The organism is Antarcticimicrobium sediminis, assembly GCF_004348975.1.
GTDB classification, from domain to species: domain Bacteria; phylum Pseudomonadota; class Alphaproteobacteria; order Rhodobacterales; family Rhodobacteraceae; genus Antarcticimicrobium; species Antarcticimicrobium sediminis.
In genome coordinates, this window is the sequence record NZ_SMFP01000001.1 from 476,872 (window position 1) to 501,709 (window position 24,838).

Genomic DNA, 24,838 nt, shown 5'->3' on the forward strand with positions numbered 1-24,838 from the left:
AGGGCCGTGTTGGGGCGAATGCCCCCTGCCCTTGCCTCCGATCCGGTCAGGCCTCATGATCCGCGCCGCAGGTTTATATTCGACAGGAGACCCCATGTTCCAGACATTCGACGTGACCGCGCGCCCCGAGCAGGGGCCACCGCGGCTGGCATTGCTGCGCGCGGAACTGGAAGCCGAGGGGCTGGATGGTTTTCTTGTGCCGCGGGCGGACGCGCATCAGGGCGAGTATGTCTCTGACCATGACGCGCGACTGGCTTGGTTGAGCGGGTTCACCGGCTCTGCCGGGTTCTGTGCCGCGCTGCGCGATGTGGCGGGCGTTTTCATCGACGGACGCTATCGCACACAGGTCAAGGCGCAGGTGGCCGCCGCGTTCACCCCGGTGCCTTGGCCCGAGATCCAGCTTGCCGATTGGCTGGTAGAGCAATTACCGCAGGGCGGGCGCGTCGGCTATGATCCATGGTTGCACACGGTGGCCGAGATCGAACGGAGCAGCGCCGCGCTGGACGGCACCGGCATCGAGATGGTGCGCAGCGACAATCTGGTGGACCGGATCTGGTCCGACCAGCCGCCGGTGCCGATGCAACCGGTGAAGCCGCATCCGATTGAATTCGCGGGTGAAACCGCCGCCTCGAAATGCGCGCGCCTGGCCGCAGATCTGCGCAAGGCCGGGCACCGGGCGGCGGCGATCACCCTGCCGGATTCGATCATGTGGCTGTTGAACATCCGCGGCTCTGATATTCCGCGTAACCCGGTGGCGCATGGGTTTGCCCTTTTGCATGACGATGGGCGGGTCGAGCTGTTCATGGCTGCCGCCAAGTTGAAGGATCTGGGCGATCATCTGGGGGAGGCCGTCACCGTGGCCGAGCCCGATGCCTTTCTTGTCCGGCTGGCAGAGCTAGAGGGGCCGGTGCGGCTGGACAAAAGCACCGCGCCGCAGCGTCTGGCCGATGTGTTGGGCGCACGCGCGGCCTATGGGGCCGAACCCTGTGCCCTGCCCAAGGCGCGCAAGAACGCCGCCGAAATCAAGGGCGCGGCAGAGGCGCATCTGCGCGACGGGGCGGCGATGGTCGACCTGCTGTGCTGGCTTGACGCGCAGGCCCCGGGCAGCGTCAGCGAGATTGACGTGGTGACGCGGCTGGAAGACTGCCGCCGCCGCGACAACGCGCTGCGCGATATCAGTTTCGACACCATCGCCGGGACCGGACCCAATGGTGCGATCATGCACTATCGGGTAAGCGAAGAGACCGACAGCCGGTTGGAGGCGGGGCAAATGCTGGTGCTGGACAGCGGCGGTCAGTATCTGGACGGCACCACCGACATCACCCGCACCATCGGGATCGGTGCGGTCGGCGACGAGGAATGCGCCGCCTTTACCCGCGTGTTGCAGGGCATGATCGCGATGTCGCGTCTGCGCTGGCCCCAAGGGCTTGCCGGGCAGCATATCGAGGCAATCGGGCGGCAACCGCTTTGGCTGGCCGGGCAGGATTTCAACCACGGGCTCGGCCATGGCGTTGGCGCCTATCTGAGCGTGCATGAAGGACCGCAGCGGCTAAGCCGGATCAGCGACGTGCCGCTTGAGCCGGGGATGATTCTGTCGAACGAGCCCGGCTATTACCGCGAGGGGGCCTTTGGCATCCGCATCGAAAACCTGATCGTGGTAGAGCCCGCCCCCGCCCTGCCCGGCGGCGATAGCGAGCGCGCGATGCTGCGCTGGCGCACATTGACCTTTGCGCCGATTGACCGGCGGCTGATCGTGACCGAAATGCTAAGTACTGACGAGCGCGCCTGGATTGATGCCTATCACGCTGAAGTCGCCGAAAAGATCGGGCCTCGGGTCGGCGATACGACGCGGGACTGGCTCCGGGCGGCGACCGCACCGCTTTGACGTACCGTCAAACGGGCAGCAGCGTCGCAGTCGCCCCAAATACGTGACTGCAATGACACTGGCGTGTTACAAAGCGCGGCCAAGCAAAGAGACGAACGAGAATGTACGGGAAGGACGAGAGATGGCAAAGCATATCAAAATTCGCAAAGTACCGGGGTTGTGGACGGTCCGCTCTGGTGGGGCGGTGCTGGGAGAGACGACCAACGCGCTGGAACTGAGCGAGGGCGATTTGCCGCCGGTGATCTATTTCCCGCGCGGGGATGTCGCGATGGCCTTTCTTGACCGCACCGACAAGGTGACGCATTGCCCGCACAAGGGGGATGCCAACTACTATTCCATCGTCAATAAATCCTCGGTCGCAGAGAATGCGGTCTGGACCTATGAAACCCCGCTCGACGCGGTGGCGGAGATCAAGGATTATTTGGCCTTCTACACCTCTGAAAGCGTCAAGGTGGAACAGATCTGAACGCCCCATTGGTGGAGGACGCCGAAACGAAAAAACGCCCCGGTCCATGAACGGCCGGGGCGTTTTTCTATTCTCATATGCCCGGCGTACCGGGCGCAGCGGGCCAGATTAGGCGGCCAGATCAGGCGGAGGGCAAAAGCCAGTCCGAACTGGCCTCAAGCTCGGCCACGGTGACATCATCCAGAAGCACAACCGCATCGCCGTCATAGGACAACACCGTGCCCGTCCCACTTGCGGCCAGCGACACATTGGCGGCCAGATCTGCGGCGCTATAGCCGCTGCCGTCCGTCGCCATCAGCGTCAGGGTTTCGCCCGCCGCCAAGTCGAAATCCGCGATTTCTGCCCCGTCATAGAGGTCGGATTTTACCATGATGAACGTGTCGGTCCCAGCACCGCCGAACAGGAGATCGTCGTAATCGCCGACCAGGGTGTCGTCACCGGCGCCGCCTCTGGTCACATCGGCCCCCATGTCGGCCCCGCCGGCCGAGAGCAGCTCTTCGCCCAGGGAATCGGCGCGGGCGCCGCCGCGCAGCACATCATCGCCCAGGCCACCATCCAGCGTGTCCTTGCCCTTGCCGCCGCGCAGAACATCATCGCCAGCCCCGCCCGACAGCGTATCGGCCCCGACATTGCCCCAGATCATGTCGTTGCCATCGTCGCCATAAAGGCGGTCGGCCCCAAGCCGGCCATAGATTTCATCCGCATCGGCGCCGCCGCGAATGATGTCATCCCCGGCATTGCCCACGATCCGGTCCACGCCCGCACCGCCAGACAGGACATCATTGCCATCATCGCCCCAGATCAGGTCGTCGCCATCGCCGCCGCCGATCTCGTCATCGCCGAACCCGCCATACAGCACGTCGTTGCCGTCATGGCCCCAGATCGTGTCATTGCCATAGCCGCCCTCGGCGTAATCGTCACCGGGCCCGGCCGAGAGGGTGTCGGCGCCCAGATGGCCACGCAGCTCGTCATTGCCGCCAGCGCCATTGAGGAAATCGTCGCCATTGCCGCCGCGCAGGCTGTCATCGCCGCCATAGCCGCGGATTTCGTCGTCGCCATCCCCGCCGTTGATGGCATCGTCGCCACCGGTTCCGATCAACCGATCATCGCCGCTGGTTCCGGTCAGCACGATGGAAGCGCCACCATTGATTGCGGTGAACAATTGGAAATCGGGGTAGAGGGTGAAATCGGATGCAGCCATGGAAACATCTCCCAACAAATGGTGCGGCACAGAGAGCAGCAGCGTTAATGATATATTAACAACTTATTTACTATTTCTGACCGTCCGTACAGGGGATTAGTGTACTTCATTGAAAACAATGATTTAATTTTAGTAATTCAACACCATATCGGGATAATCGACACGGAGCCGCCCGATTGTTTCCGGTTTATCAGGAATGCTCTTCGGCGGCCGTGGCCGCGAGGGCGCGATTATAGGCCTTGAGCGCATCGACCTGATACAGCGCGCCAAGAATCTCTGGCGGAGCCTCATCGGTGCCACGCAGAATGACCGGCACGAAGTCGACCTCGGCACGGTCAAAGATCGGCATCGCGGCCTCCAGCGTGGCGCTGGCTTCGATACACAGGCCCTGTGCGACCATCTCGCGGCAGGGCCCCTCTTCGGCACAGCGCGGGTCGGTCACCGGGCGCATCACCGCACCGGCCCGCAGCATCGCCAGCAGATAGGCCTGCGGCCCGGCGGCCAGATGGATGCCGCGCCGCTCCAACTGGGTCAGGAAAAAGGACCGATCCACCAGCCGCGAGGCCAGCGCGGTGGACAGGCTGACCGAGGCCATCACCGCGATGCCGATCTGCCAGTCGCCGGTCAATTCGAACACGATCATCGTGGTCGAGATCGGCGCCCCCAGAACGGCGGCGGCCACCGCCCCCATTCCGGCAAAGGCATACAGCGTCGACGTGCCTGACACGTCCGGCAACACCCCGGTTGCGACCAAACCGAACGCCAACCCCGAAAGCGCGCCGACCATCAGCGAGGGCGAAAACACCCCGCCCCCCATGCGCCCGCCAAAGGTGATCGCCACCGCCAGCGCCTTGACCAGTGCGAACACGATCGCCTCGCGCAGCGGAAACGCCCCGGACAGCGCGAGGCTGGTGGTTTCATATCCGACGCCAATGATATGGGGAAAGAAGATCGCCAGCCCCCCCAGCATCGCACCGGACACCCCCGGGCGCAGCCAGCGCGGCAGGTGCAGCCAGCCTTGCAATTGGCTGCCGACATCCTCGGCAAGGAAAATCCCACGCATCAGCAGCACCGCGATCAGCCCGCTGAGCAGACCAAGGATCAGGAAGGCAGGCAGTTCGACATAAAATTGCAACGATCCGGGCGTGGTCAGCACGAATTCGGTCACATCCCCGTATTCCATCCGGCTGATCACCGTGCCCGCGATCGAGGCAATGACGATGGGGGCAAAGGCATGCACCGCAAAATGGCGCAGCACCACCTCCAACGCGAACAGGGCACCGGCGATCGGGGCGTTGAAACTGGCCGAAACGGCAGCGGCGACGGCGCAGCCCAGCAGGTCGCGCCCGGTGATGCCATCGGCGTGGATGCGGTTGCTGATCCAGGTCGACATCACCCCGGCCATATGCACCACCGGCCCTTCGCGCCCGGACGAGCCACCAGAGCCAAGCGTGATCAGCGACGCAGCAATCGAGGCAAACCCCGCGCGTTTCTCCACCCGCCCGTTGCCCATCGCCGCGCCCTCGATCACATCGGCCACCGCGCGCACCCGCCCGTCCGGGGTGAACAGATGCAAAATCACCCCCACGACCAGCCCACCCGCCACCGGGATCAGCAAGATCCAGTACCACGGCAAATGTTCGGCATAGCTGTGCAGACGCTGCACGTCCTCGGTGCCATAGAGCCACGCCTGAAGCGCATCGATTCCCATGCGGAACCCAAGCGCACCGAATCCGGCGGCGATGCCGATGACCAGCGCGATGAACCAGAACTGGATCTGACTGGGACCACGATAGCGCAGAATATGCCAGCCGTCGCGAAACGCCCGGACGGCCAGGTCAAATTGCTGTGCGAGAATCGGGCGGCGGGGATCGGCCATTGGCTATCCGTTGCTTGCGTCGCCCCTGTTTAGGGCAATGCGCGCGCGGCGGAAAGATGCCTGCGGCTCCGCCTCACCCCCGGCGCTGTGGAAAACTGGAAATTTCCGCATCAAGGCGCAGATTTAGCCGCTGGAGCTGGCATAACACTTGAATTTGCAATCTCCGCGCCGCCCGGACCCGCCGCAGCGTCCTGCAGCGTGCTGCACTATTCTCTAGGGCGCGGGGCCGGATCAGGCTGCTGTGTCAGGCGCTCAACAAGGCGCGCGCGGCGGCGCGGGCTTCTTCCGTGATGGTGTCGCCGGCGACCATGCGGGCGATCTCGTCCACCCGGTCTTTTGGGGCAAGTGGCGTCACGGTTGACAGGGTCACGCCATCGCTGATCCGTTTTTCCACCCGCCAGTGATGCGCGCCTTGGGCCGCAACCTGCGGCGAATGGGTCACCACAAGAACCTGCCCGTTCGCGGCCAGCGCGGCCAACCGTCGGCCCACCGCATCCGCCGTCGCGCCCCCGACGCCGCGGTCAATCTCGTCAAAGATCATGGTCACGCCGCTGTCCACTCCGGTCAGACAGACCTTGAGCGCCAACAGAAACCGGCTGAGTTCGCCGCCAGAGGCGATCTTGTTCAGCGGCCCGGCCGGTGCGCCAGGGTTGGTCGCAACGGTAAAGGCCACGGTGTCGACCCCATCGGGGCCCGGCTCGGCACGCGACATCCGGGTCTCGAACACCGCGCGCTCCATCTTCAGCGGCGCCAGTTCGGCCATCACCGCCGTGTCCAGCCGCACCGCCGCCTCGGCCCGCGCCGCGCTCAGCGCTTCGGCGGCGGCGTCATAGGCGGCTTGCGCCTGCGCCAGCGCAGCGCGCTGGTCCTCCAGATCACTCTCACCCGCGTCGAGCGCGGCCAGTCGCGCATGCAACGTGTCAGAAAACCCGGCCAGTTCGTCGGGCTGAACCCCATGTTTGCGCGCCTGCGCCCGGATCGCGAACAGCCGCTCTTCAATCTGTTCCAACTCCGCCGGGCTGAACTCCAGCCCCGAAAGGCTGCGCTCTATGCCGTCCTGCGCCTCGCCCAGTTCGACCATGGCGCGCCCCAGCGCGGCGATCGGCGCCTCCAAGGTCTTGTCCGCGTCCTGCACCACGCCTTCGAGCCAGCGCAACGCCTCGCCCATCGCGCCCTCGGCCCCCTGCCCGCCCAACAGCGCAAAGGCGCGGGCCACATCATCGCGGATACGTTCGGCCCCCTGCATGCGGCGGCGGGTGATATCCAGATCGCCATCCTCGCCGGGCTGTGGGGCAAGGCTGTCAAGCTCGGCCACCGAATGACGCAGGAAATCTTCTTCCTCGCGCACCGCATCCAGCGCCGCCTGGGTTTCGTTCACCGCCTTTTTCGCCGCCTGCAAGGTGCGCCAACTTGCGCGCAACCCGGCCACATCGAGCCCGCCGAAGGCATCCAGCAAAAGGCGATGGCCGCGCGGGTTCAGCAGGCCGCGATCATCCTGTTGGCCATGCAGTTCGACCAGCGAATCGGACAGCTGGCGCAGCACCTCGCCGGAACAGCGTCGGTCGTTGACCCATGCGGTCTTGCGCCCGTCCACGGTATTGATCCGCCGCATCACCAGTTCATCCGCGTCAGGAAGTCCGGCCTCCTGCAGCACGTGATGCGCGGGGTGGTCTGGCGGCAGATCGAACACCGCCACCACCTCGCCCTGGGCGGCGCCCTGACGGACCAATTCGGCCCGGCCACGCCAGCCCAGCACAAACCCCAGCGAGTCGAGCAGGATCGATTTGCCTGCGCCCGTCTCACCCGTCAGCACGTTAAGACCCGGCTGGAAGCTCAGCTCCAGCCGGTCAATGATCAGCATGTCATGGATATCAAGCGAGCGCAGCATAGCCCCGGCCCCAGTTCCCGTCAGACAGCACCCGGATCAGAGCCATTTCCCCTGAACCGATTGGCGGTAAATCTGGCTGAGCCAGTTGTTGCCGATGCTCCGGGCCTTTAGCCCCCGCGCGGTCAACAGCTTGTAGCTGTCCTCGTACCAAACGGAGCCCTGATAGTTATAGCCCAGAATCGCCCCGGCGGTCTGTGCCTCTTCGATCAGCCCCAGCGACAGATAGGCTTCGACCAGACGGTGCAGCGCCTCGGCGGTATGGGTGGTGGTCTGGAAATCCTCGACCACGACGCGGAACCGGTTGACCGAAGCCGCATACTGCTTGTGCCGAAGGTAATAGCGACCGACCTCCATCTCCTTCGCCGCAAGGTGGTCAAAGGCGAGGTCGAATTTCAGCATCGCGGGCGTGGCATATTCGCTGTCGGGATACACCTCGATCACCGTGCGCAGCGCCTGCAACGCCTGAAACGTCAGCCCTTGGTCGCGGCCGACCTCGTCGATCTGGTCATAATAGCTCAACGCCAGAAGATACTGCGCATAAGCCGCTTCTTCGTCGGTCGGATAAAAGTCGATATAGCGCTGCGCGGCGGCACGGCTTTCGGGGTAATCCTGTCCCTTGTGATAGGAAAACGCCTGCATGATCAACGCGCGCTTGGCCCATGAGGAATAGGGATAAAGCCGCTCAATCTCAGAGAAATACCACCCGGCATCGCCGGTGCGCCCGCGCGTCAGCTCGAATTCGCCACGCTCATAAATCTGCTCGGGGCCGAACCCTTCCAGGTTCTGAGACTTGTCCACCGGCCCACCGCCGCACGAGGCCAGAACGGCCATCAGAATGAATGCCCCGATGACTTTTGCCCCAGACCTGACGCCGATCATACTTGCCAATCCTCATCGCCTTGCAAGGCGGTCCAGCTGTTCGGGCCGCCTGTTCGGGGCTCGGTCTAGCACATTAATTTCCGGTGCAAAACGCCTTAAACGCGCCTAGGTGTCAGGCTTTGTCAGAGCGGATCACAGGTTCAGGCGACCTCGGGAATCTCGCCCCACACCAAACCCTTGCCGGGCAGGCGTGCAGTGGTCTGATCATCGCACAGAACCGCCCGCACCGCGTCGGGCGCGCTGAACAGTTCGCGCAGCAGTGCATTGGTCAGGGTGTGGCCCGCGCGCTCGCCCACGTAATGGCCCAGGATCGGGCCGCCAGCCAGCGCCAGATCCCCCAGCGCATCCAGCATCTTGTGACGAACCGCCTCGTCCGCGTGACGCAGACCGCCCGGGGTCAGGATGGTATTGCCATCGACCACCACCGCATTTTCCAGCGTCCCGCCAAGGCCAAGACCATGTTCATGCATATGCTCCACGTCGGCACGTCGGCAGAAGGTACGGCTGTCGCACAGTTCACGCGCGAAGGTTCCGTTACCCATGTCGAGCGTTTTGCTTTGTCGGCCAATGGCGGCGTCAGCGAAATCAATATGAAACTCGATCTCCAGCCGGTCGGCGGGGCGCAGCGAGGCCCGCGCGCCGTCCCGCTCGACCGTGATCGGCCGCAGCACCTGATAGGCCAGAATTGGCGTCATCTGGCCGCGCACACCGCGCGCCATTATGCCACGCACAAAGGGAGCGGCAGAACCATCGAGAATGGGAATCTCGGGGCCGTCAATTTCGATCAGAGCATTATGGACACCACAGCCCGCCAGCGCCGCCATCACATGTTCGACGGTCGAGACCGCCACGCCAGCGGCATTGATCAATCGTGTGCAAAGCGGCGTCTGTTCCGCAGCCGAGTACAAAGCCGGGATCAGCGCATCGCCCAAGGCAATGTCGGTCCGTTTGAACCAGATGCCATACCCAGCCGCAGCCGGACGGATTACCATGGTTGCCGGAGCCCCTGAGTGCAAACCGACCCCTTTGAAGGTCACCGATGTTCTGAGCGTATGTTGCAAAGTCGGCCTCTTACTGTGGCGTCCGGCGATCCCAAGCGCTGGTGCATCTGAAGTAGTCGCCCACTCCGTTTGGCTCAACTCAATCTTTGTAACTGAATGAAACATCATTGAAACATTTAGGCAAAAGCCCGCTTAACTCGATCTAACACCCTGTTATATAACGAAAAAAGCCACCCATCCGGGTGGCTTTCTCGAACAAAAGTTCAACGTGTTCAGTTGGCTTGGCGGCGCAGGAACGCGGGAATTTCAATCCGTTCCTGATCTGGATCCGGCGCGGCTGCAGGTTGCGCCGACCCTTCGGACCGCTGCATCTGCGGTTGTTGGCGCGCCGGTTGCGCGGCAGCACCTGCCCCCCCTGACATGGGGGTGTCACCGGCATGGCCCGTCATCCGGTCAATCAGCCGGTTGAAGCCAAAGCGGCCTTTTTCCTGCGGCGCGGGGGCCGCTGCCTGATGCAGACCCTGCTGCGGCGTGCGCGGTGCATTGCGGGCGGCAGCATGCAGCCGGGCCAAGGCCTCGGGCGACGGGGTGCCCGGCGCCGGAGCTCTGGGCGCAATGTAATTTTCGGCGCCGTCCTCTTCGATGTCCGAGCGCGGATCAAAGACCGGTTCCGCCGGGCGATAGGCCGGCGGCGGCAAGCCGTCATCCTGTTGCGCGACATCTTCGGCGTAGCCGTTATCCTGATACGCGGTCTCCTGCGCAACGGTCTCATCCAGCCCCTCAAACAGGTTGGGTTCATGCGCTTGCTCGGCCGCAACGGGGTCCGTCGCCTGCGCCGGTTCCTCGATCACGGAGTCAGCAACAAGCGGAGTGTCGAGTTCCAGCGGCGCTTGCGGCTCGCGGCTTTCTTCGGCCGAAACCCGCTTTTTCAGCGGTTGCGACAGCGGGCGACGCGCGACGGGAATGTCGCTGTGCACCTCGGTGACATCGATGCCGGTCGCAACAACGCTGACCCGCATTCTGCCTTCCATCGCGGTATCGAGTGTCGAGCCGACGATGATATTCGCCTCCGGGTCCACTTCTTCGCGGATCCGGTTGGCGGCCTCGTCCAGTTCGAACAGGGTCAAGTCATGGCTGCCGGTGATATTGATCAGCACGCCCTTGGCGCCTCGCAGGCTGATTTCGTCCAACAGCGGGTTGGCGATCGCCTTTTCGGCGGCCTGAACCGCGCGATCTTCGCCCTCGCCCTCGCCGGTGCCCATCATCGCCTTGCCCATCTCGTCCATCACCGAGCGAACGTCGGCAAAGTCGAGGTTGATCAGGCCCGGACGCACCATCAGGTCGGAGATCCCTTTCACGCCCTGATAAAGAACGTTGTCGGCCAGCGAGAAGGCCTCGGTAAAGGTGGTTTTTTCATTGGCGAGCCGGAACAGGTTCTGGTTCGGAATGATGATCAGCGTATCGACGACCTTTTGCAGGGCCTCGACCCCATCTTCGGCCTGACGCATCCGCTTGGCGCCCTCGAACTGGAACGGCTTGGTCACCACGCCGACAGTCAGAACACCCAGCTCCCGCGCGGCCTGCGCGATGATCGGCGCCGCACCGGTACCGGTGCCGCCGCCCATCCCGCCGGTGATGAAACACATATGCGACCCGGCCAGATGATCGACGATCTGCTCAATGCTTTCTTCGGCAGCGGCTGCACCGACACTGGCGCGCGCCCCGGCGCCCAGCCCCTCGGTCACCTTGATGCCCAGCTGAATTCGGTTCGGCGCGTGGCTTTGTTGCAGCGCCTGCGCGTCGGTATTGGCGACAACGAACTCGACGCCGCTAAGCTCTTTTTCGATCATGTTGTTGACGGCGTTGCCACCAGCGCCCCCGACACCGAAAACGGTAATCCGCGGTTTCAGTTCTTCCTGTCCGGGCATCGAAAGGTTCAATGTCATGCTCTGTCCGCCTGTTCACAATCGGTTGTCATCACGCCACCGTCTCTGCCGGACGGGTCTGCCTACAGGAGACGATAACAAGATCGCAGCGCGAGGTCACCAAGAAAACAAGAGATTCACACAAAATATGGCAAAAAACTGGCATGTACCGGCGGCATCTTGCCAAAGCATCCATATCTTGCGGGTCAGCGACCGCACACCAATAGGCCCCGGCCAGAGGCCAGAGCACAGCAGCGCGGTGCGCAAAAGGGCAGGCGCGGTCGGCGCAGCCCTCGTTTCAAAATGTGTGGGGTCTCTGCTCGACCCTCCAGCCACTTCTTATCCGTGTGGCTTGTTCAAAAGATAGCATGCCGGTTTCAGGCAGGCCACCAAAATCCGCCCCTGTCCCAGTCGGTTTGCCGGGACGCATTTTGGGGCGCATTTTGGGGCGCATAATGTCTGACTCCAGCCAGACCCTTTGGCCCGATCACCAGTTGTCGCGGAACCACTTGACGGCACGGCGCAACGAGCGCGCCGGATAGCGGTCTACCGGCACCTCGAAATCCCACCATTCGTCCTGCGGATGCGCCGCGAACAATGCCAGCCCCACCGCGCCCGCGAACCCCGGTCCGGTGGCCGATTGCGGCAACCCGTGCACCCGCAACGGCCGCCCCAAGCGTACTTGCTGGCCAAGGATGCGGCTCGCCAGCCCGTCCAACCCCATGATCTGGCTCGACCCGCCGGTCAGAACGATCTGCTGGTTGGGCAGGTGATCAAAGCCGGCCGCGTCAAGGCGCACACGCACCTCTTCCAGGATCTCCTCGACACGGGGCCGCATGATCCCGATCAGCTCGGCCCGCGACACGGTGCGCCGGTCATGTTCCCAATCGCCGGTATCGCCGCCGATATCGATCATGTCGCGATCATCGGCCCCGGTGGCATGCACGCCCCCGCAAAAGGTCTTGATCCGCTCGGCATTGGCCATCGGCACCCCAAGCCCCATCGAAATGTCGCCGGTGATGTGATCGCCGCCCATGCGCACGCAATCGGCAAAGATCATGTGCTTCTTCATAAAGATCGAAATGCTGGTGCTGCCGCCGCCCATGTCGATACAGGCCGCGCCCAGCTCCTGCTCGTCCTCGACCAGCGCCGAGATCCCCGAGGCATAGGCCGAACTGGCGATGCCCGCCAATTCCGCATCGCACCGCTTGATGCAATGGACAAGGTTCTGGATCGCGGACGTATCCACCGTCAACATATGCATATCCACCGCCAGATTACGGCCAAGCTGGCCGCGCGGATCGATCAAGCCAGAGCGGTTGTCCAGCGCGAAATTCACCGGCTGCGCATGCAGCACTTCACGCCCGGCGCCATATTCAGGCACTTCGCAGGCGGCCAGAACACGGGCGATCTCGGCCTCGGTCACCACCTGGCCTTCCAACTCGACCGTCGCATCCAGCCCGTAAGAGCGCGGGCTCGCCCCCGAAAAACAGGCGATCACGTGATCGACCCGGATCTCGGCCATTTTCTGTGCCGCCTGAAGCGCGGTGCGAATTGCGCGCTCGGTTTCCTGCATGGCGGTAATTTCGCCAAACTGCACCCCACGCGACCGGGTCGTCGCCGCACCGACCACGCGAAACCCGCTCTGCCCCGCGAGCGAGCCGATCGAATTGTCCTCGCTCAGCTTGCCGGTCCCGTCGAACCGCAGGATCAGACAGGCCGTCTTGGAACTGCCGACATCCAGAATGGCGATCACACCGCGCTGCATCGCTTGCCGGCGCATCTGCCGCATCGCCCGTTGGGATTGATAGAGATCTGTCATCTGCTACTGCCCATATCCGTTTATTTTTCTTATTTTCCACCAGTCTTCGACCGCAGTCTCGGACATCCGCACCGTGGGCCGCGCGCGCAGGCGCATATCCACCACGGTCACGTCCCGATCCAGCAGATCGCGCACCTCGCTCAAGGCCAGCACCCGCTCCAGCGCGCGCACCGGCTTGTCTGGGGGCAGCAGGATGCGCTGGCCCCGGTCCAACACCACATCCCAGCGCCGCTCACCCACCCGCACCAAGCCGCGCAGCCGGTCGGCCAGCGGCCCCGCCGCCGCGATCAGCGCCAGCGCCTCGGGAACCGCAAGGTCGGCCCCTTGACCGGCGACCAACGGCAGGTCCGGACGCGAGAGCCGCGCCGCGATATTGTCCACATGCGCCCCGGCCTCATCCAGCATCGACAGCCCGGCACGGCTGCGCCAGATCACCGAGGGCTGGCGTTCGCTCACGTCCACCTGCAAGATGCCGCCGGGGCGGATCCGCACACTGGCGGCCGCGACCGGGTCAAGCTCTATGACCCGCTGGCGGATCTGTTCGAGATCCAGATCAAAGGAACTGACCGGGAAATCCAACGCCACCGCCTCGCGGATATCCTCGGACAGGTTGCCGCCGGCCCCATCAATCGCCATCAGCCCGACCATGAATTCGGGCCGCTCCTGGATCGAGGCACGCAGATCGGACAGGAACAGGTTCAGCGCATCACGCCGCTGCGGATCGGCCATAAAGGCCGAGCCCAACGCGAAACACAGGCAAAACGGGATCCCGATGCGCAACCCCAGCCGGATCCCCGGCGTCAACATCCAGCGCTGCACCCGGTAATTCAGCCGCGACGGCGCCGGATCGGCCCGATTTTGGATCCGGCGCGGGGCTTGCCCTACCTGTTGCATGAGGAATCCTTTACCAGCCAGGCGCAAAGCTGGCCAAAGGTCATCCCGATTTCCCCCGCCTGCTCGGGGCTCAGCGAGGTCGGCGTCATGCCCGGCTGGGTATTCACCTCCAGCAGAAACAGCCCCTCGGCTCCGCGGGCCTCGTCCCAGCGAAAATCGGTGCGGCTGACCCCGCGACAGCCCAGCGCCCGATGCGCGCGCAGCGCATACTCAAGACACAGATCAAAGATCTCGCGCGGGAGATCGGCGGGCACCACATGGCGCGAGCCACCGGGTTTGTACTTTGCGTCGTAATCATACCAGCCATCGGTCAGGATATCGGTCACCGTCACCGCGCCGGGATCGGTGTCGCCCCCCCCCACAACCGTGGTGGTCAGCTCGCGGCCCGGGACATATTGCTCGACCATCACCTGCGCCGGCATCGCCGCATCCAGCCGCGGCGGCGCGTTGGCGCTTTCCTGCACGATATAAATGCCGACCGAAGAGCCCTCGTTGTTGGGTTTAACCACATAGGGCGGGGCCAGCACATGCGCCGCCTCTACCGCCGATTTGTCGACAATCAGGCTCTCGACCACCGGCAGACCCGCGCTACGGAACACCTCTTTGCTGCGCTGCTTGTCCATCGCCAAGGCCGAGGCCAGAACCCCCGAATGGGTATAGGGCAGGCGCAACCATTCCAGCATACCCTGAACGCAACCATCCTCGCCCCAACGGCCATGCAGCGCGTTGAAGACGACATCGGGAGAGATATCTCGCAAGTGTTCACAGAGGTCCGGGCCGGCATCCAGCTCGACCACCTCATACCCTTCGCCCCGCAGTGCGGTAGCGCATTCGCGCCCACTGGAGAGAGACACCTCGCGTTCGGCGGAGGGGCCACCCATCAATACCGCAACAAGGGGGGTCTTTCCGCTCGACTGACCCACTTTGTGCCTCAAAATGCCCGGACCTTTGCGGCCCGTGTTCCTTCCCCCGGACTCCGCGCCCCCTTTTTGCCTGTGGGGTGTCGCGTTCGGGGTGTTATTCTGCGGCTGGCCCACCTTCTGGCTCGCCCACCCGCATGATTTCCCATTCTAGCTGTATGCCGGTTGTTTCGTAAACCTTTTTTCGCACCACTTCGCCCAAGCCCTCAAGATCGGCGGCGCTGGCCGCCTCCGCGTTGATCAGGAAATTGGCATGTTTCTCGCTCATCTGCGCGCCGCCCAGCCGCGCGCCGCGCATCCCGGCATCCTCGATCAGTTTCCACGCCTTGAGGTCATGCACGTCATCGGCGCGCCCGGTGCTGGAAAATCCGGCAGGATTGCGAAAGGTCGACCCGGCGCTGCGCGCCTTGGTCGGTTGGCTCTCGTTGCGCTTGCGAAGTTGATCCTCCATCCGCTCCAGCAAAGCCTCAGGATCGCCCGCCGCGCCCTCGAACATGGCCTCGATCAGCACCATCCCCTCAGGCAGATGACTCTGACGATAGCCAAAGCACAGATCCTGCGCGCTTAGCGTGACAACCTCGCCGCTGCGCGTCACCGCACGGGCCGAAACGAACACATCAGCCACGTAAGACCCGTAGCACCCCGCGTTCATCCGCACCGCCCCCCCGACAGAGCCCGGGATGGTGCGCAAAAAGGTCAGGTCGACCCCGGCCTCTGCCGCCCTGCGCGCCACATGCGCATCCAGCGCGGCCGCCCCCGCGCGCACCCGGTTGCCCGCAACCGAAATCCCGTTGAAGCCGCGCCCCAGCCGGATCACCACCGCGCGCAAGCCGCCGTCGCGCACGATCAGGTTGGAGCCCACCCCCATGGGAAACACCGGCACATCGGGGGCCAGTGCGGCCAGAAACGCCGCCAGATCATCGGCATCGGCGGGCTGGAACAACACATCCGCCGGCCCGCCCACGCGCAGCCAGGTCAAATCACGCAGCGGTTTATGCCGGCTCAGCCGCCCGCGCACCTCAGGCAGATCATCAAACATCATGCCCCCTGCTAGCGCCCCCTCGGATCAAGAACAACCCGGCCACCTTCTTCTTGGCGCAAATACTCTGGGGGTGAGGCCGCAGGCCGAGGGGGCAAAGCCCCCTGAAACCGACCACAGCCCTACCGCCCTCCCCGGCGCCGACCCCACTGCCGCAGCCAGCGGGCCAGATAGATCACCGGCCAGCGCAGCACCGACATCGCCGCGCCCAGCACCAACAGCCCGATCCAGAGGCCGTTTTCATAAAGGACAAATCCCAACAGCGGCGCCCCCAGCCCGATCAGCACATAGGCGTCGCGCCAGTGGTTGTCGCGGCTCGGCAACATCGCGCCCAGATTGGCCACCACGGCCCAGACACAGGCCAGAACCAGCGACAGCGTCATTGCCCCCCCCGTCCCGACGCCCGTCCCGACGCCCGCCTCAACACCCTGCGCAACACCTCGCGCAGGGGGCGGCGAAACATCGACAGCACCGCCAGCGTCGCCGCCAACCCGGCCCAAAGCCCATGCACCGCCCCGATCCAGATTAGCAGCGCCGGCGCGCCAAGCAGCAACATCCCACCAGGCAGGAATTGCCGCCGCATCGGCAACATCGCCACCCCCACCCCGGCCAGCACCCAAAGACAGGCGGCGACAAGCGGCGCGCTCATCCCCCGGCCCCCAGGAAAGAGGCGACAAAGGCGGCGAGACAGGCGGCCATGCCCAGCCAAGGCACATAGACGGGCACCACAAAGGGGCCGGTCGGATCGCGCCGCTTCACCCCGATCAGCGCGGCGTTGACGATGGCAAAGACGATCAAAAGCGCCTGCGTCGTGATCCCGGCCAGTGTCGCCACCGGCAGGGTCAGCGCCGATGCGGTGGTTGCCGCCCCGACCACGATGGTGCCCAGCACCGGCGTTCCGAACCGCTTGTGTGCATGGCGAAACACCGACAACCCCGGCGAGCGTTTGCCCAGCCCGAACAGCACCCGCGCCGCCATCACGATCTGTGCAAGCACCCCGTTCAGCGCCGCCGCCACCGCAATCGCCGACAGGAACAGCGCCGAGGTTCCGGTGCCGACCTCCCAAACCAGCGCCAGCGGTCGCTCCGAGGCGCCAAGCACATCGCTCGGAACCGCGCGCACCGCCGCCAGCGACACCAGCGCGTACAAGATCGCGGTCAAAGCCAACGCCCAAAGGATCGCGCGCGGCATGGCGCGCTCGGGCTGTTTGGTTTCCTCGACCATGTTGACCATGTCGTCAAAGCCGATAAAGGCGAAAAAGCCGAACACCGTGGCGGCGGCCACCCCGCTCCACACCGGCGCAGGCGGCGCGATCCAGTCGGCCACCGGCTCCGCATTGAACCCGGCCCCCGCGACCAGCAGCAGCCCCAACACCTCGACCACGGTCAGCACCGCGGCAAAGGCCAGACTTTCCAGCACCCCCAGAAGCGCGACCAAGGTCATCGCCGCGCCAAGGCCGATCACCCCCCAGACAAAGGGGATATCCACGATTGCGGTCAGATACCCGACGCCGCCGCGCAGCACCGCTGCCGCCGCCAGCGTGCCCGCCACGATATTGATCCAGCCGATCAGCACCGCCAGCCAATGCTGGCGCAGGCCCACCTCGATATAGGAACTGTCGCCCGCCGCCTCGGGTATGCGCGCCGACAACTCGGCGAAGGCCAGCGCCGAGGGCACCGCGACCAGCCCCGCCAACAGGAACGACAGTGGCGCCCAGACCCCGGCGACCCCGGCTGCGACCCCGGTCAGCACATAGATCCCCGCCCCGACCATGACGCCAACGCCATAGGCGGTCAGCAAGCCGGTGCCAATGCGTCGTTTCAGATGGGCTTCACTCATCCGGGGCCCCCGCGTGACCCCGTCGGTCCCATTCGCCCCCGCCCGAGGAGGGGCCGCGCGCAGGGCGCGAAAGCCCGCCCACCCCGGCCCCGACGGCAAGCCCGATCGCGCACGGCAGGCCGAGAAGGACCCAGAGGACAAAACGGTCAAGCTCGGCATCCGGGGCCTCAGGACCAAGCGAGATCCAATAGGGATTAAGCGCAAGCAGCCCCAAACTGGTACCGATCAGCAGCGGAACAGACAGGGCAAGGCGGGTGCGGCGGGCCACGGCGCGGGCAAGGACGAATGTGGCGCCCAGTACAACGGCGAAACCAAGCAAAAAGACGAGAATAACCACCAGACCCATTACCGTCCCCCGAACATGTCTCTACTTACCGTCCCCCGAACATGTCTCTACGTCTTCAGCAGCTCCGGCAAGTGATTGGCCCAAGCGCTGATGGTCCCGGCGCCAAGGCAGACCACCATGTCGCCCGGCTTGGCCTCTGCCCGCACCAGCGCGGCCAGATCCTGTTCCGAGCCTATCGCGCTGGCATGGCGATGGCCATGACGGATCAGCCCGGCGACCAGATCGTCGCGGCTGGCGCCCGGAATCGGATCTTCTCCGGCAGCATAAACCTCGGCAATACCAACCACGTCAGCCTCGTTGAAACAGCCGCAGAAATCGTCAAACAGCGAATGCAGTCGCGAATACCGGTGCGGCTGATGCACGGCGATCACCCGCCCCTTGGTGGCCTGACGCGCCGCCTTGAGCACGGCGGCGATCTCGACCGGGTGGTGGCCGTAATCGTCGATGATGGTAACGCCGTTCACCACACCCACTCGGGTAAAGCGCCGGTTGACGCCGCCAAAGCTGGCCAGTGCGGTGCGGATCTCGTCGCGTTTCATGCCCAGATGACGCGCGACGGCAACGGCAGCCAGCGCGTTCGAGACGTTGTGATCGCCCGGCATCGGCAGGGTGCAGCCCGCGATCACCGCGTCCTCGGTCTGTAGCGCAATGTCGAAATGCGCCACCCCGTTGTCATAGCGCAGGTTGACGGCGCGGATATCGGCCTGCGCGTTGAACCCATAGGTGGTCACGCGCCGGTCGGTGATCCGCCCGACCAGCGCCTGTACCTCGGGATGATCGGTGCAACAGACGGCCAGCCCATAGAACGGGATGTTCGAGACGAACTGATGGAACCCGTCGCGCAGATGGTCGAAATTTCCCCAATGTTCCATATGTTCGGGGTCGATATTGGTGACGATGGCGATGGTCGCGGGCAAGCGGTTGAAGGTGCCGTCGCTCTCGTCGGCCTCGACCACCATCCATTCGCCCTGCCCCATTCGCGCGTTCGACCCATAGGCGTGGATGATGCCGCCATTGACCACCGTGGGATCAAAGCCGCCCGCCACCATCACCTCGGCCATCAGCGTGGTGGTGGTGGTCTTGCCATGGGTACCGGCAATGGCCACATTGGATTTCAGCCGCATCAGCTCGGCCAGCATCTCGGCCCGGCGCACCACCGGCAAGCCATGGCGCCGCGCCCCGTCAAGTTCCGGGTTGCCCGGTTTGATCGCGGAAGAGATCACCACCACCTCGGCGCCCTCGAGGTTTTCCGCCCGCTGCCCCTCAAACACCTTTGCGCCAAGACCGGCCAGCCGTTCGGTGATCGGGGTGCTTTTCAGGTCCGATCCCTGCACCTGATAGCCGAGGTTCAGCAGCACTTCGGCGATGCCCGACATGCCGATGCCGCCGATACCGACGAAATGGATCGGCCCGATATTGGTGGGCAATTTGGTGGCAGGGGTCATGCGCTTTCCTTCTCGGGGCGGGCTGCGGACAGGGTTTCGACCAGCGCCACCAACCTCTCGGTGGCGTCTGGCATGCCAACGCCCAACGCCGCGACGCTCATCTGCAGCGCGGCCTTGGGGTTGGACAGAACGGCGGTGATCTGCTCGCTCAGGCTGGCAACATCAAGCCGCTTTTCCGGGATCAGGATCGCCGCGTCGGCCTCGACCAGCCCGCGCGCATTGGCGGTCTGATGGTCGCCGGCGGCAACCGCATAGGGGATCAGGATCGAGGGCCGCCCGATCACCGTCAGGTCGGCGATGGTCGAGGCCCCGGCGCGGCAGATCACCAATTGCGCCTCGGACATGCGCGCGGGCACGTCGTTGAAGAACGGCTGCACATCGGCATCAATACCATGCCCGGCATAGAACGCCGCCACGCGCACGCCATCCTCGTCGCGGGCCTGATGGCTGACCCGGATATTGCGCAGCATTTCCGGCGGCAGCGCCGCGATGGCCTCGGGCACCACATCGGACAGGATGCGCGCGCCTTGGCTGCCGCCGATCACCAAAATCGACATCGGGTAATCGCCGGGCGCAATATAGCCCGCCCCCGCCCGTGCCAGCACGGCGGCGCGCACCGGGTTGCCCACATGCACGCCCACGGCGCCCGGCGGCAACTCGGTCGGCCAGACGCCACAGGCCACCTGCGCCACCCGGCGGGCAAAGATCCGGTTCACCCGCCCCAGCACGCCGTTTTGTTCATGGATCATCCGCGGCAAGCCCAGCAATGTCGCCGCCGCCAGCGCCGGGATCGACGGGTAGCCGCCAAAGCCCACCACCGCATCCGGGCGATCGCGCTGCATCGACCACGCCGCGCCCAGTACGCCAGCCGCCAGTTTCGGCGCCACCAGCGCCTTGGACAGCACCCCGCCGCGCGCGAATGTCGCGCTCGAAACCTGGGTAATCTCGGTCGAATGGGGAAACCCGCCGGTATAGCGCGCGCCGCGCGCATCCGTGCTCAGTTTGACCCGCCAGCCGCGTCTCAGCATCGCCTCGGCCAGCGCCTGGGCGGGAAACATATGGCCCCCGGTGCCTCCGGCGGCGATCATCAGCAGCTTTTGTGCCATGGGCTATGTCCTGCAATTATCTTCTGGTCCCGCCCGGCAATCGCGCAAATCGTCCCGCGCCGCCAGCCCTTCAGCCGCGACCGCGCAAGATCTCGCCGATCTCGCCCTGCGCCCGGGTCCGGGTAAAGGCCAGAAGCATTCCGACAGCAACACCGCCCGCAATCAAGGACGAGCCGCCATAGCTGACGAAGGGCAACGTCATCCCCTTGGCCGGCAACAGCCGCACCGCGACCCCCATGTTGATCATCGCCTGCACCCCGAAGATACAGGCCAGACCGGTGCCCGCCAACCGGATGAACGGATCACGCTCGCGCATCAGCCGTAGCAGCGAACGTACCACGATGGAACAATACAGCGCGATGATGATCATCACCAGAATCAGCCCGTATTCCTCGGCCGCGACGGCAATGATGAAATCCGTATGGGCATCGGGCAGCGACCATTTCACCTGCCCCTCGCCGACGCCAACGCCGAACAGCCCGCCTTCGCGGATCGCGTTGGTGGCATAGCCCAACTGCGTGGTCGGATCGACCTCGGGGCTGAGAAAACCGTCGATGCGCCGTGCGAAGTGTTCAGAGGCGGAATAGGCAATCGTACCCCCCATGACCACGGCCCCGGCCATCCCGACCATCAGCGTCATCGGCGCACCGGCGACGAAATACATCACGCCCCAGCCGAACAGCACCAGCGAGGCCTGACCAAAATCGGGTTGCATCACCAACATGCCCACGATGGTCACGCACAACATCGCCGACCACGTCTTGCCCGGCGGGCCGTTGATCTGCTGGCTCGACGCCAGTAACCACGCCGCCACCACGATAAAGACCGGCTTCATGAATTCCGAAGGCTGCACACTGGCAAAGCCCAGGCTGTACCAGCGCACCGCGCCCTTGCCGAAATCGGTACCCAACACCGGCAACAATGCCAGCGCCGCAAAGGCGCCGACAAAGCCCAGCACCGCCAGCCGCCGCACCAGCGTCGGCGACATCATCGAGGTCAACAGCATCGCCGCCATTGCCAGCGCGCCGAACACCGCCTGCCGTTCAACATAGTGAAAGGGATCGAACCCGTTGCGCGCGGCCAGCGGCGGCGACGCCGCCAGCCCCAGCAACAATCCGATACCGGACAGGATCAGGACACAGGTCATCGACCACTTGTCCAGCGTCCGCCACCATTTGGGAAGAATGGGCTCGCCCCGTTGCGCGGGTACCGCGCCATAGACCATCTCGGTCATGGAAATCCTGCCGTTTGCTGCCTCTGTCCGCCCGGTTTTCCGGGTCTGCTCACCGCACGATACCGCGAAACGCGTATTCGTTCCAGCCCGTTCCTCTTGCCTTTCGCAGTAATCCACGCCAAGCGGCGCGGATGGAGTATAACACCGTCATTCTGGGCGCCGGAGCCGCTGGCCTGATGTGCGCCGCCCAAGCCGGGCCGCGCACGCTGCTGATCGACCATGCCCCTGCCCCGGGCGAGAAGATCCGCATCTCCGGCGGCGGGCGTTGCAATTTCACCAATCTGCATGCCGGGCCGGAAAACTACCTGTCGCAGAACCCGCATTTCTGCAAATCGGCGCTGGCCCGTTATACCCAGTGGGATTTCATCGCGCTGGTCGAACGCCACGGCATCGCCTGGCATGAAAAGACGCTGGGCCAGTTGTTCTGCGACGGCAAGGCCACCCAGATCGTCGCCATGCTGCGCGCCGAGATGGAACAGGCGGGGGCAGAGCTGTGGCTCTCCACCGCGCTGGTGGATCTGAGCAAGACCGACAGCGGCTTTTCCCTGACCTTTGAGCGCGACGGGCGACGCGTCCCCGTGAGTTGCCGCAATCTGGTGCTGGCCACGGGGGGCAAGTCGATCCCCAAGATGGGGGCAACCGGGCTGGCCTATGACATCGCCCGACAATTCGATCTGGCGCTATGCGAGACCCGCCCGGGGCTGGTGCCCTTCACCTTTGCCGAGGGGCGGTTTGCGCCGCTGGCCGGCGTCGCGCTGCCGGTGCGGCTGTCGAACGCGCGCGCCAGCTTTGACGAGGCGCTGTTGTTCACCCATCGCGGCCTATCCGGCCCGGCGGTACTGCAACTGTCCTCCTACTGGCGCGAGGGCGAAGAGATCGCGGTGAACCTGATCCCTGACATGGCCCTGTTTGAAACCCTGCGCGCGCAACGACAAGAGGCCGGGCGCCGCGCCTTGAGCACCGATCTGGCCCGCCATCTTCCGGCGCGGCTGGTCGAGCATCTGGCCCCCGACCTTGGTCTGTCCGGCAATCTTGCCGATCAGTCCGACACAGCGCTGAAGGCGCTTTGCGCCCGGCTCTCGGACTGGCGGCTGACGCCCTCGGGCAGCGAAGGCTATCGCACCGCCGAGGTCACGCTGGGGGGCATCGACACCGACGCGCTGTCGTCAAAAACGATGGAAGCCAAAACAGTGCCCGGCCTTTTCGCCATCGGCGAGGCGGTGGATGTCACCGGCTGGCTTGGCGGGTATAATTTCCAATGGGCCTGGGCCTCGGGCCATGCCGCCGGAACGGCAATCGCGGCGCGAGGGTAACCTCCTAAGCCCGTACCAAAGGCGCAAAGCGCCTAGGCAGCGCCCGACCGCCCCCATGGGCACCCACCACCCGCGCCCGAATAGCGCCAAAGGCGCCGGGCGCGCGCCTGCCCGTCCCGGCGGGCTGGCGCTTTGGCAATGTCGCGCTGCGTTCACAGCGAGGATGATTTGGGCGCGATAAAGCGCACCACTCATCGGTCACAAGCGCCATCCCACGGGCAGGCGCGCGCCCGGCTCTGCTTGCGCTCCTGTACAGGACGAAAACCTGACCGCCTCCTACCCCTATATAGGCCGGCCGCCGCCCCTACCCCCTCAGCCGCATCTCGACCTCGGCCGCGAAATCCTCGCCGCGCCGCTCGAAACTGTCGTATTGATCAAAGCTTGCCGCCGCCGGGGCCAAAAGCACGGTATCGCCCGGCTCGGCCTGCTCCATCGCGCGCGCCACCGCCACCGCCATGGTGCTGCAAACCTCGGCCTCGACATCAAGCTGCATCGCAAAGGCAGCCGCCTCGCGCCCGATGACATAGGCTTTGGCCACCGCCCCGGTCTGGCCCAAAAGCGCGCCCAATCCGCCCTCTTTCTCCAACCCGCCACAGATCCAGCGGATCCGCTTGAACGCGCCCAGTGCCTTGGCGGCGCTGTCCACATTGGTGGCCTTGCTGTCATTCACATAGGTCACACCGCCCGCCTCGGCGATCACCTGACTGCGATGCGGCAGGCCGGGATAACTGTGCAGCGCCGCCTCGATCAGCTTGGGCGCCAAGCCCAGTGCGCGACAGGCGGCATAGGCGGCACAGGCGTTCTGGTGATTATGCGCGCCGGGCAAACCGGCGATGCCACGCAGATCGATCGACCCGATCTGGCGCCCCTTGCGGTATTCCGACAAGAACCCCTTGCGGGCAAACACCTGCCAGCCCGGCCCGGTCAGCTTCTGCCCCGACGAGACCCGGATCACCCGGTCATCCGCCGCCCCCTCGGTCAACTGCCCGGCCAGAAACCGGCCCTCGACCTCATCGACCCCGATCACTGCGCGATCCGGCCCGCCCTCGGCGAACAGCCGCCGCTTGGCCGCGAAATAGCCCCCCAGCCCGGCGTGGCGGTCAAGATGATCCGGGGACAGATTGGTGAAAACCGCCACATCCGGGGTCAACGCGCGGGCCAGATCGGTCTGATAGCTGGACAGTTCCAGCACCACCACCGCGCCCTCGCCGGGGGGATCAAGATCCAGCACGCCGCGCCCGATATTCCCGGCCAGTTGCACCGGCCGCCCGGCCTCTTGCAGGATATGGTCGATCAGCGCCGCCGTGGTCGATTTGCCGTTCGACCCGGTCACCGCCACGACGCGCGGCAGCGTGTCGATCATGTCCCAGTCCGCTGTCGCCAGCGAGCGGAAGAACAAGCCGATGTCGTTGTCCACCGGCACGCCCGCCTCCAGTGCCGCCGCGACCACCGGGTTCGGCATCGGATAAAGATGCGGGATCCCGGGCGAGACGATCAGCGTCGCGATCCCGTCAAATGCCCCCGGCCCAGTCAGCCCGACACAGGCAAAGCCTTCGGCCTCGGCCGCCGCCCGCGCCTGTGGATTGTCATCCCAGCACAGCGGCACGGCCCCGCCCGCGCGCAACGCCCGCGCCGCTGACAGGCCGGACCGCCCCAACCCAAGAACGGCGACCTTCGCGCCCTGAAATCCGCGTACCGGGATCATGACATATCCTTTCCCTTTGCTGCCGATTGGCTAGCGCATCGCCACGGGGAT

The 24,838-nt window shown here is 64.9% G+C and carries 21 protein-coding genes; 3 read left to right on the top strand and 18 right to left on the bottom strand.

Annotated features, from left to right (window positions below):
- Positions 1–94: 94 nt before the first annotated feature.
- Positions 95–1,885: an aminopeptidase P family protein gene (locus tag E1B25_RS02295; protein ID WP_132827052.1), complete on the top strand. Its 1,791-nt coding sequence runs from the start codon at positions 95–97 to the stop codon at positions 1,883–1,885.
- Between the two features lie 121 nt (positions 1,886–2,006).
- The gene (locus E1B25_RS02300) at positions 2,007–2,351 is read left to right on the top strand and encodes a DUF427 domain-containing protein (protein ID WP_132827053.1); all 345 of its coding nucleotides are present in this window, start codon (positions 2,007–2,009) and stop codon (positions 2,349–2,351) included.
- Between the two features lie 121 nt (positions 2,352–2,472).
- On the opposite strand, the gene E1B25_RS02305 is transcribed toward E1B25_RS02300, so the two are convergent.
- From E1B25_RS02305 to ftsW, 17 genes are all read right to left on the bottom strand, one after another.
- Positions 2,473–3,552, bottom strand: coding sequence for a calcium-binding protein (locus tag E1B25_RS02305; protein ID WP_132827054.1), 1,080 nt, complete (start codon positions 3,550–3,552; stop codon positions 2,473–2,475).
- 190 nt (positions 3,553–3,742) lie between these two features.
- Positions 3,743–5,431, bottom strand: coding sequence for a chloride channel protein (locus E1B25_RS02310; protein ID WP_132827055.1), 1,689 nt, complete (start codon positions 5,429–5,431; stop codon positions 3,743–3,745).
- 244 nt (positions 5,432–5,675) lie between these two features.
- Complete coding sequence (gene recN, locus E1B25_RS02315) at positions 5,676–7,319, bottom strand: DNA repair protein RecN (protein ID WP_132827056.1); 1,644 nt, start codon at positions 7,317–7,319, stop codon at positions 5,676–5,678.
- Positions 7,320–7,355: 36 nt separating this feature from the next.
- Entirely contained in the window at positions 7,356–8,198 is an 843-nt protein-coding gene (locus tag E1B25_RS02320; protein WP_132827057.1) for an outer membrane protein assembly factor BamD, read from the bottom strand.
- Positions 8,199–8,338: 140 nt separating this feature from the next.
- A complete protein-coding gene (lpxC, locus tag E1B25_RS02325) occupies positions 8,339–9,259 on the bottom strand; it encodes a UDP-3-O-acyl-N-acetylglucosamine deacetylase (protein WP_165937532.1) in 921 nt (306 codons plus the stop codon).
- Between the two features lie 212 nt (positions 9,260–9,471).
- Entirely contained in the window at positions 9,472–11,145 is a 1,674-nt protein-coding gene (gene ftsZ / locus E1B25_RS02330; protein ID WP_132827058.1) for a cell division protein FtsZ, read from the bottom strand.
- 466 nt (positions 11,146–11,611) lie between these two features.
- The gene (ftsA, locus tag E1B25_RS02335) at positions 11,612–12,946 is read right to left on the bottom strand and encodes a cell division protein FtsA (RefSeq protein ID WP_132827059.1); all 1,335 of its coding nucleotides are present in this window, start codon (positions 12,944–12,946) and stop codon (positions 11,612–11,614) included.
- A gap of 3 nt (positions 12,947–12,949) precedes the next feature.
- Complete coding sequence (locus E1B25_RS02340; protein ID WP_132827060.1) at positions 12,950–13,840, bottom strand: cell division protein FtsQ/DivIB; 891 nt, start codon at positions 13,838–13,840, stop codon at positions 12,950–12,952.
- Positions 13,828–14,721, bottom strand: a complete 894-nt coding sequence (locus E1B25_RS02345; RefSeq protein WP_425358915.1) for a D-alanine--D-alanine ligase — start codon at positions 14,719–14,721, stop codon at positions 13,828–13,830. Before E1B25_RS02345 ends, E1B25_RS02340 begins: the two co-directional genes overlap by 13 nt.
- Positions 14,722–14,857: 136 nt before the next feature.
- Positions 14,858–15,799 (bottom strand): UDP-N-acetylmuramate dehydrogenase, encoded by a 942-nt coding sequence (gene murB, locus E1B25_RS02350; RefSeq protein ID WP_132827062.1) that lies wholly within the window; start codon positions 15,797–15,799, stop codon positions 14,858–14,860.
- A gap of 122 nt (positions 15,800–15,921) precedes the next feature.
- The gene (locus E1B25_RS02355) at positions 15,922–16,182 is read right to left on the bottom strand and encodes a DUF2484 family protein (RefSeq protein ID WP_132827063.1); all 261 of its coding nucleotides are present in this window, start codon (positions 16,180–16,182) and stop codon (positions 15,922–15,924) included.
- Positions 16,179–16,448, bottom strand: coding sequence for a DUF2484 family protein (locus E1B25_RS02360; RefSeq protein ID WP_132827064.1), 270 nt, complete (start codon positions 16,446–16,448; stop codon positions 16,179–16,181). The genes E1B25_RS02355 and E1B25_RS02360 overlap by 4 nt, the downstream gene beginning before the upstream one ends.
- Positions 16,445–17,638: an APC family permease gene (locus E1B25_RS02365; RefSeq protein WP_132827065.1), complete on the bottom strand. Its 1,194-nt coding sequence runs from the start codon at positions 17,636–17,638 to the stop codon at positions 16,445–16,447. Before E1B25_RS02365 ends, E1B25_RS02360 begins: the two co-directional genes overlap by 4 nt.
- Positions 17,631–17,984: a hypothetical protein gene (locus E1B25_RS02370; protein ID WP_132827066.1), complete on the bottom strand. Its 354-nt coding sequence runs from the start codon at positions 17,982–17,984 to the stop codon at positions 17,631–17,633. Before E1B25_RS02370 ends, E1B25_RS02365 begins: the two co-directional genes overlap by 8 nt.
- A 47-nt stretch (positions 17,985–18,031) precedes the next feature.
- Positions 18,032–19,429: a UDP-N-acetylmuramate--L-alanine ligase gene (gene murC / locus E1B25_RS02375; RefSeq protein ID WP_132827067.1), complete on the bottom strand. Its 1,398-nt coding sequence runs from the start codon at positions 19,427–19,429 to the stop codon at positions 18,032–18,034.
- Positions 19,426–20,535 carry a UDP-N-acetylglucosamine--N-acetylmuramyl-(pentapeptide) pyrophosphoryl-undecaprenol N-acetylglucosamine transferase gene (locus E1B25_RS02380; protein ID WP_132827068.1) on the bottom strand — a complete coding sequence of 370 codons (1,110 nt, stop codon included), beginning with the start codon at positions 20,533–20,535 and terminating at the stop codon, positions 19,426–19,428. The genes murC and E1B25_RS02380 overlap by 4 nt, the downstream gene beginning before the upstream one ends.
- A gap of 70 nt (positions 20,536–20,605) precedes the next feature.
- Entirely contained in the window at positions 20,606–21,769 is a 1,164-nt protein-coding gene (gene ftsW, locus E1B25_RS02385; RefSeq protein WP_132827069.1) for a putative lipid II flippase FtsW, read from the bottom strand.
- A 131-nt stretch (positions 21,770–21,900) separates the two neighbouring features.
- Here ftsW and E1B25_RS02390 point away from each other — a divergent pair, with 131 nt between their 5' ends.
- A complete protein-coding gene (locus tag E1B25_RS02390; protein ID WP_132827070.1) occupies positions 21,901–23,082 on the top strand; it encodes a BaiN/RdsA family NAD(P)/FAD-dependent oxidoreductase in 1,182 nt (393 codons plus the stop codon).
- Positions 23,083–23,386: 304 nt separating this feature from the next.
- Here the strand turns inward: E1B25_RS02390 and murD are convergent, their stop codons facing one another.
- The gene (gene murD / locus E1B25_RS02395) at positions 23,387–24,787 is read right to left on the bottom strand and encodes a UDP-N-acetylmuramoyl-L-alanine--D-glutamate ligase (RefSeq protein ID WP_132827071.1); all 1,401 of its coding nucleotides are present in this window, start codon (positions 24,785–24,787) and stop codon (positions 23,387–23,389) included.
- Positions 24,788–24,838: the final 51 nt, after the last annotated feature.

Excerpts from the sequence above, each read along its gene's own strand:
- E1B25_RS02310 (WP_132827055.1), bottom strand. The coding sequence starts at position 5,431 with ATGGCCGATCCCCGCCGCCCGATTCTCGCACAGCAATTTGACCTGGCC.
- ftsZ (WP_132827058.1), bottom strand. The coding sequence starts at position 11,145 with ATGACATTGAACCTTTCGATGCCCGGACAGGAAGAACTGAAACCGCGG.
- E1B25_RS02370 (WP_132827066.1), bottom strand. The coding sequence starts at position 17,984 with ATGGGTCTGGTGGTTATTCTCGTCTTTTTGCTTGGTTTCGCCGTTGTA.
- E1B25_RS02365 (WP_132827065.1), bottom strand. The coding sequence starts at position 17,638 with ATGAGTGAAGCCCATCTGAAACGACGCATTGGCACCGGCTTGCTGACC.
- E1B25_RS02360 (WP_132827064.1), bottom strand. The coding sequence starts at position 16,448 with ATGAGCGCGCCGCTTGTCGCCGCCTGTCTTTGGGTGCTGGCCGGGGTG.
- murC (WP_132827067.1), bottom strand. The coding sequence starts at position 19,429 with ATGACCCCTGCCACCAAATTGCCCACCAATATCGGGCCGATCCATTTC.
- E1B25_RS02305 (WP_132827054.1), bottom strand. The coding sequence starts at position 3,552 with ATGGCTGCATCCGATTTCACCCTCTACCCCGATTTCCAATTGTTCACC.
- E1B25_RS02380 (WP_132827068.1), bottom strand. The coding sequence starts at position 20,535 with ATGGCACAAAAGCTGCTGATGATCGCCGCCGGAGGCACCGGGGGCCAT.
- E1B25_RS02345 (WP_425358915.1), bottom strand. The coding sequence starts at position 14,721 with ATGGGTGGCCCCTCCGCCGAACGCGAGGTGTCTCTCTCCAGTGGGCGC.
- recN (WP_132827056.1), bottom strand. The coding sequence starts at position 7,319 with ATGCTGCGCTCGCTTGATATCCATGACATGCTGATCATTGACCGGCTG.
- murD (WP_132827071.1), bottom strand. The coding sequence starts at position 24,787 with ATGATCCCGGTACGCGGATTTCAGGGCGCGAAGGTCGCCGTTCTTGGG.
- E1B25_RS02340 (WP_132827060.1), bottom strand. The coding sequence starts at position 13,840 with ATGCAACAGGTAGGGCAAGCCCCGCGCCGGATCCAAAATCGGGCCGAT.
- ftsW (WP_132827069.1), bottom strand. The coding sequence starts at position 21,769 with ATGACCGAGATGGTCTATGGCGCGGTACCCGCGCAACGGGGCGAGCCC.
- E1B25_RS02295 (WP_132827052.1), top strand. The coding sequence starts at position 95 with ATGTTCCAGACATTCGACGTGACCGCGCGCCCCGAGCAGGGGCCACCG.
- murB (WP_132827062.1), bottom strand. The coding sequence starts at position 15,799 with ATGTTTGATGATCTGCCTGAGGTGCGCGGGCGGCTGAGCCGGCATAAA.
- E1B25_RS02390 (WP_132827070.1), top strand. The coding sequence starts at position 21,901 with ATGGAGTATAACACCGTCATTCTGGGCGCCGGAGCCGCTGGCCTGATG.
- E1B25_RS02355 (WP_132827063.1), bottom strand. The coding sequence starts at position 16,182 with ATGACGCTGTCGCTGGTTCTGGCCTGTGTCTGGGCCGTGGTGGCCAAT.
- E1B25_RS02300 (WP_132827053.1), top strand. The coding sequence starts at position 2,007 with ATGGCAAAGCATATCAAAATTCGCAAAGTACCGGGGTTGTGGACGGTC.
- ftsA (WP_132827059.1), bottom strand. The coding sequence starts at position 12,946 with ATGACAGATCTCTATCAATCCCAACGGGCGATGCGGCAGATGCGCCGG.
- E1B25_RS02320 (WP_132827057.1), bottom strand. The coding sequence starts at position 8,198 with ATGATCGGCGTCAGGTCTGGGGCAAAAGTCATCGGGGCATTCATTCTG.